General features: G+C 68.7%; 8 protein-coding genes. 3 read left to right on the top strand and 5 right to left on the bottom strand.

The features are described 5' to 3' along the window. Window positions 1–2: 2 nt before the first annotated feature. Complete coding sequence (gene yajC, locus ACIQ3R_RS14690) at window positions 3–350, bottom strand: preprotein translocase subunit YajC (protein WP_397419605.1); 348 nt, start codon at window positions 348–350, stop codon at window positions 3–5. A gap of 120 nt (window positions 351–470) precedes the next feature. Here yajC and ACIQ3R_RS14685 point away from each other — a divergent pair, with 120 nt between their 5' ends. Beyond that, entirely contained in the window at window positions 471–1,310 is an 840-nt protein-coding gene (locus ACIQ3R_RS14685; protein WP_397419604.1) for an ATP-binding protein, read from the top strand. A 62-nt stretch (window positions 1,311–1,372) separates the two neighbouring features. Here the strand turns inward: ACIQ3R_RS14685 and ACIQ3R_RS14680 are convergent, their stop codons facing one another. Then, window positions 1,373–1,582 (bottom strand): cold-shock protein, encoded by a 210-nt coding sequence (locus tag ACIQ3R_RS14680; protein ID WP_397419603.1) that lies wholly within the window; start codon window positions 1,580–1,582, stop codon window positions 1,373–1,375. Between the two features lie 298 nt (window positions 1,583–1,880). Here ACIQ3R_RS14680 and ACIQ3R_RS14675 point away from each other — a divergent pair, with 298 nt between their 5' ends. Then, a complete protein-coding gene (locus ACIQ3R_RS14675; RefSeq protein ID WP_397419602.1) occupies window positions 1,881–2,090 on the top strand; it encodes a DUF2188 domain-containing protein in 210 nt (69 codons plus the stop codon). Beyond that, window positions 2,087–2,356 carry a hypothetical protein gene (locus tag ACIQ3R_RS14670; protein WP_397419601.1) on the top strand — a complete coding sequence of 90 codons (270 nt, stop codon included), beginning with the start codon at window positions 2,087–2,089 and terminating at the stop codon, window positions 2,354–2,356. The genes ACIQ3R_RS14675 and ACIQ3R_RS14670 overlap by 4 nt, the downstream gene beginning before the upstream one ends. Window positions 2,357–2,361: 5 nt before the next feature. Here the strand turns inward: ACIQ3R_RS14670 and ACIQ3R_RS14665 are convergent, their stop codons facing one another. From ACIQ3R_RS14665 to surE, 3 genes are all read right to left on the bottom strand, one after another. After that, a complete protein-coding gene (locus tag ACIQ3R_RS14665) occupies window positions 2,362–3,966 on the bottom strand; it encodes a LysM peptidoglycan-binding domain-containing protein (protein ID WP_397419600.1) in 1,605 nt (534 codons plus the stop codon). Between the two features lie 103 nt (window positions 3,967–4,069). Then, complete coding sequence (locus ACIQ3R_RS14660) at window positions 4,070–4,741, bottom strand: protein-L-isoaspartate(D-aspartate) O-methyltransferase (RefSeq protein WP_397419599.1); 672 nt, start codon at window positions 4,739–4,741, stop codon at window positions 4,070–4,072. A 3-nt stretch (window positions 4,742–4,744) separates the two neighbouring features. Beyond that, the gene (gene surE, locus ACIQ3R_RS14655) at window positions 4,745–5,521 is read right to left on the bottom strand and encodes a 5'/3'-nucleotidase SurE (RefSeq protein ID WP_397419606.1); all 777 of its coding nucleotides are present in this window, start codon (window positions 5,519–5,521) and stop codon (window positions 4,745–4,747) included. Window positions 5,522–5,572 lie beyond the last annotated feature (51 nt).

The raw sequence follows: 5,572 nt of genomic DNA, 5'->3' as shown, positions 1-5,572 counted from the left end.
TTCTACGCCTTGGAGTCGTTGGCGGGCGCAGGGTCACCCTTGGCGCGCACGTCTGCGATCATCGACTTCACGACCTTGACGGTGACGCCCGACGCGACCTCGAGGCCGACCTCGGTGTCCTCGACCCGCACCACCTTGCCCATGATGCCGGACGACAGCACCACCTGGTCGCCGCGCTTCAGCGCCGCCAGCATCTCGCGATGCAGCTTCATCCGACGCTGCTGCGGCCGGATCATCAGGAAGTAGAACAGCACAACCAGCGCGATGAGCGGCAGGAACTGAAGCAGCATGGCTTCAGGTCCGCCCGGCGCACCGCCGGCGGCTTGAGCATAAGCAGGTGTGGCGAACATGGCCTCTCCGGAGTCGGCGATGGCGCGGGGCGTCCAGAGGGCCCTCGCGAAAGTTGGCGGAACCTATGCGGGCCAACCCGCTTTTGCAATGGAACCCGGGCCTCGTGTATTCGAACCCACATGGAGCCCGACGCCATCACCCTTCTCGCCCGGATCGCCGCGGCGCTCGAACGTCTGGCCCCGCCGCCGGCCCCGCCGCCCGCCTTTGATGGCGCCCGGCTCTTTCGGCATGATCCCGGGGATGATCGGTTCCACGCCGCGCCCGACTACGGCCTGCCGCTGGACGATCTGGTCGGGGTCGACCGACAGAAGGTCCGGTTCCGCGAGAACCTCGTCCGCTTCGCCGACGGGCTGCCCGCCAACCATGTGCTGCTGTGGGGCGTTCGCGGCACGGGCAAGAGCTCGCTGGCCAAGGCCGCGTTCATGGATGTGGCGCGCGCCGCGCCGAAGCTGCGTCTGATCGAGGTGGATCGCGACCGGGTCGAGGCGCTGCCCGCCCTGTTCGATCAGCTCCGCGGCCGGGCCGAGCGTTTTGTGGTGCTCTGCGACGACCTGTCGTTCGAGGCCGGCGCCTCTGCGGCCAAGGCGTTGAAGTCCGCCCTTGAGGGCGGCGTCTCGGGTCCGCCGGAGAACGTGATCTTCGTCGCCACCTCAAACCGTCGACATCTGATGCCGCGCGGACACGCCGAGGATCGCGGGCTTGTCGCCGTGGCGGAAGACGCCGAGGAGGAGGTCAGCGTCTCCGACCGGTTCGGCCTCTGGATCGGCTTCCCGCCGATGGACCAGGCGACCTATCTGGCGGCCGTGACGGCCTATGCGGCGCGACACGATCTCGCCGTGGCGGACCTGGATCGCCGGGCCCTGCAGTGGGCTCAGGCGCGGGGCGGTCGGTCGGGGCGGGTCGCCTGGCAGTTCATCCGTGATCTGGCCGGAGAGCTCGGCCGCACCCTGCCGCAATAGCGCATGAGAAAGGGCCGCCGCGTCGCCGCGACGGCCCCAAATCTCGTCAAGCCTGAAAAGGCTCAGGCCGCCTGCAGCTGACCGGCAGAGGTCTTGCCGCTGCGCTTGTCGCGCTCCAGCTCGAAGCTCAGCTTCTGGCCTTCATTCAGGCCGCTCATGCCGGCGCGCTCAACGGCCGAGATGTGCACAAACACGTCTTGACCGCCGTCGTCGGGCTGGATGAAGCCGAAACCCTTGGCCGGGTTGAACCACTTCACGGTTCCAATAGCCATAATATATCCCCTTCCGGGTAGGTAGAGTTAGCGCCGAAAGTCGGCGTTTCGATCAAATTCTCGGAACGGGTCGTGGGCGAATGGCGCGAGGAAATCCGTAGAAGTCCAAGCCAAATTCTCGCGAGCCAGTGCGATATTCGACGAACAGACCGTACAGCATTCCATCGAAACAACAAGACTTCTGGAAATAATTCAGCTGAAAGACGGGACTCGACCCCGCTCTTCACGTTAAGGTCATAAAGCGCGACGGCCTTCCCCGGCGCGGCGGCGCTACGACCGCGCCCGATGGGAGCCCTGGATGCGAGACCTCACCAACCGCGCGGTATTCACCGTGATGCGCCACTCCGGCGGCTGGGCCGTTGAGCACGAAGGCGCCTATTCCGACGTCAGCGGCGACAAGGAAATCGCCCGCGCGGCCGCCAACCGCCGCGCCCGCGCCGCACAGGAAGCCGGCCAACCCTCGCAAGTCCGGGTGTCCGGCGAGCACGGCTACTTCAACCCCGCATGAGCCGTCCGCCCCCCACACCGCCCCGCCGCGGGCCGCCCGGCCGCCACTTCGCCGCCGAGATCGCCGCTGCGCTGGCTGAAGGTCACACAGCGCAGGAAATGCGCCTGAGGCTGACCCTCGGCGATGCCTCGGCGCTCAAGCGTGACGGGTCGCTCGCCGTATCCGACATCAGCTTTGTCGGCGGCGAGATGCGCTTTCTGGGCGTCCTGGTCGAGGCCGGCGGCATTCCGGAAAGCAAGCTCGACCGCGAACCTCCGGTCGGCTGAGCGGCCTATTTCGGCAGCACCAACGCGGGATCGATCGGCTTGGCCCGCTCCTGCGGGCTGGGCGCGTAGCGGATTTCGAAGTGGAGTTGCGGCTCCGTGACGCCGCCGCTCATGCCGGCCCCGCCGATCTGCTGGCCCTGAGCAACACGCTGCTGCATCCGGACGTCGACGCCGGAGAGATGGCCATAGGCCGTCACCCACCCGTCCGCGTGCTTGATCAGAACCAGATTGCCGAAACCGGGCACCTGGTCTCCGGCATAGACCACCTCGCCCGAAGCGGCGGCGCGGATTGGTTCACCCGCGCGGGCGCGGATCTTGAGGCCGTCATTGCGCTGGCCGCGGCCTTGCACCCCGAAACCGGAGATCACCTCGCCCCGCAACGGCCAGGCGAAGACGCCGCGCCCCATCTGGACGATCTGAGCATCACCGGGAAGCGGGGTGGCCACCGGCGCGCCGGGGATGCCGCCCGGCGGACGGACATAGGGCTGTGGCGAACTGGGAAGCTGCGCTGTCGGCCGGCTCGGCGGCGGGGGCGCGGTTCGGACGGGCGCGGTCGGTTCGGCCTCCGTCCGAGGCGTGGAGATCGGCGGCGTGGACGTCGGCTCGGCGGCGGCCACCCGCGTCGTGGTCACGATCGGGCCGCGGTCGCGATAACCTGCGGGAAGCTTCAGCCGGCGCCCGGGTGAGAGGCTGGCTCCCCGTCGCAGGCCATTGGCCGCGCGAAGCTGGGCCTCGGTCACGCTGAACCGCCGCGCCACCTCATCCAGCGAATCACCCCGCACGGTCACATAGGCCTTGGCGCTGGCGCCCGGACCCCGGATCGTCTGGCCCGGCTGCAGGCGGTAGGGCGACTTCAGGCCGTTGATCCGGGCCAGTTCGCGCACATTGCTGTCGAGCCGGCCGGCGATCTTCTCCAGCGTATCGCCGGACTTCACGCGATAGGCCTCGCCGGGCGTATCGATGGTGATCACGCGTCCGGTGGCGGCGCGTTCGACGACGGTCCGTTCGCCGCTGGTGCGGGTCGGCGTCGGCTCCGGCAGCGGGCGCCCTTCAAGTTCAACCACGTCCGGCGTCGACGGGGCGGCTTCCGGCGGCGCCGACGGCGCGGCGGCGGCGACCGTCGAGGTCGTGACAATCGGGCCGCGGTCACGATACCCGGCGGGCAGCCGCAGACGCCGCCCCGGCGCGATCTGGGCGTTGCGCGAGAGTCCATTGGCGGACCTCAGCGCCTCGACCGAAACCGAGAACCGGCGGGCGATGGCGAACAGCGTGTCGTCCTGGGCCACCACATAGGCCTTGGCGGGCCGTCGCGGCCCTTCGAGCACCTGGCCGGGCTGCAGCCGGTAGGGCGACTTCAAGTCGTTGTCCTTGGCCAGGGCCTCGATGGTGGTGTCCAGACGCTTGGCGATCCGCTCCAGCGTGTCGCCGGATTTCACCGTGTAACGCTGCGGCGCGCCGGGGGCGTCGACCACCCGGCCGGTTACGGTGCGGGTCGTGACGGTGCGTTGAGCGCCGTCCTGCGCCCATGCGGCCACGGGCAGGCCGCCGGCAGCCAGGGCGGTGGCGCCGAAAAGGGCGGCGAGCGCCAGTCGGGAAGTCGATAACGTCATCACCGCTCCGGAACGGTCAAAATGCGAGAATCATCGGCGCGTGAGGTGGAATGATGGCGGTCCTGGCCGGTCGCCGCCAACCCTTTGGCCGAACACGAAAAGGTCAGAGCTCGCGAGCCACCCCGTCGAGCAGGGGCACAAAGCGCACCTCGATCAGGTCTTCCACGACGAATCCCCCCTGCCCGTCGCCCGTGTAGCGCCGGAGGCTCTGAACCGATCCCTTGCCGACCGGCGCGACGAGCACGCCGCCGGGCTTGAGCTGTTTCAGAAGCGCCTTGGGCTCATCCGGTGCGGCGGCCGTGACCATGATCTTGTCGAAAGGCGCCTGCTCGGGCCAACCCTCGCCCCCGTCTCCGAAGCGGGTGATGACGTTGGTCAGGCCCAGGTCCTTGAAGCGGGCCTCGGCGTCGCGCAGCAGCGTCCGATAGCGCTCCACCGTGTAAACCAGCCGCGCCAGCCTGGAGAGGATCGTGGTCTGGTAGCCGCTGCCGGTGCCGATCTCCAGCACCCGGTCGCGCCGGTCGATCTTCAACGCCTGGGTCATCAGCCCGACCACGAACGGCTGGCTGATCGTCTGGCCGCAAGCGATGGGCAGAGCCGAATCTTCGAAGGCGCGTTCGCGGAACAGCTCCTGGGTGAAGACCGGCCGCGGCGTCGTCTCGATGACGTTCAGCACCTTGGGATCGGTCACGCCCTGGGAGCGAAGCGACAGAATCAGACGCGCCATCTGCGTATCAGGCGTTTCGTCGTCCGCCGGGTTGCTGGGGTCGGCCATGGCTCAGGCCTTCGGCGGCGCGCCGCCCAGGCGCCCCTTGAGCGCGTGCAGCGTCGGCGTGTGAGTGAGATCGATGTGCAGTGGCGTCACCGAGATCCGACCGTCATAGAGCGCGCGCAAATCGGTGCCCTCCGGCGGGTTTGAACGGAGCGGGCGGAAGCCCATCCAGTAGTAGTCGCGCCCGCGCAGATCGAGGCGCTTCTCGGCATGGCGGATCTGCATGTCGCGGAAGCCCTGCCGGGTCACTTCCACCTCGCGCACGTCGTCGGGCGATCCGCCGGGGAAGTTCACATTCATGACCACATCAGCCGGCCAGCCGATCTCGATCAGGCGGCGAACGACGCCCGGACCAAACGCCTCAGCGGTCGCATAGTCGCCGTGCGCGCCGTCGTAGAATCCCCACTGCGAGAGCGCGATGGACGGCACGCCCAGCGCCATGCCCTCTATCGCCCCCGCGACGGTGCCGGACACGGTGACATCCTCGGCGAGATTGGCGCCCCGGTTGACGCCGGAGAGCACCAGGTCCGGGCGCGCACCCTCGATCAGGTCGTTGACGCCCAGCAAGACGCAGTCGGTCGGCGTGCCGGTGACGGCGAACCGCCTTGGGCCCAGTTCACGAACCCTGACAGGGTCCGAAAGGGTCAAGGCCCGGCTGGCGCCCGACTGCTCGTACTCCGGCGCGACGATCCAGATGTCGTCCGAGAGAACCCGCGCAATCCTCTCGAGCGCCTCCAGCCCCTCGGCATGGATGCCGTCGTCGTTGGTGAGGAGAATACGCATCAAACCTCCCCCGCGCAGCGGCGGGAGGGGGACCACGCGCCAGGCGCGCAG

This window comes from Phenylobacterium sp. (assembly GCF_044371015.1).
In the GTDB taxonomy this organism is placed as follows: Bacteria; Pseudomonadota; Alphaproteobacteria; order Caulobacterales; family Caulobacteraceae; genus Phenylobacterium.
This window is presented reverse-complemented; position numbering and strand designations above follow the sequence as displayed.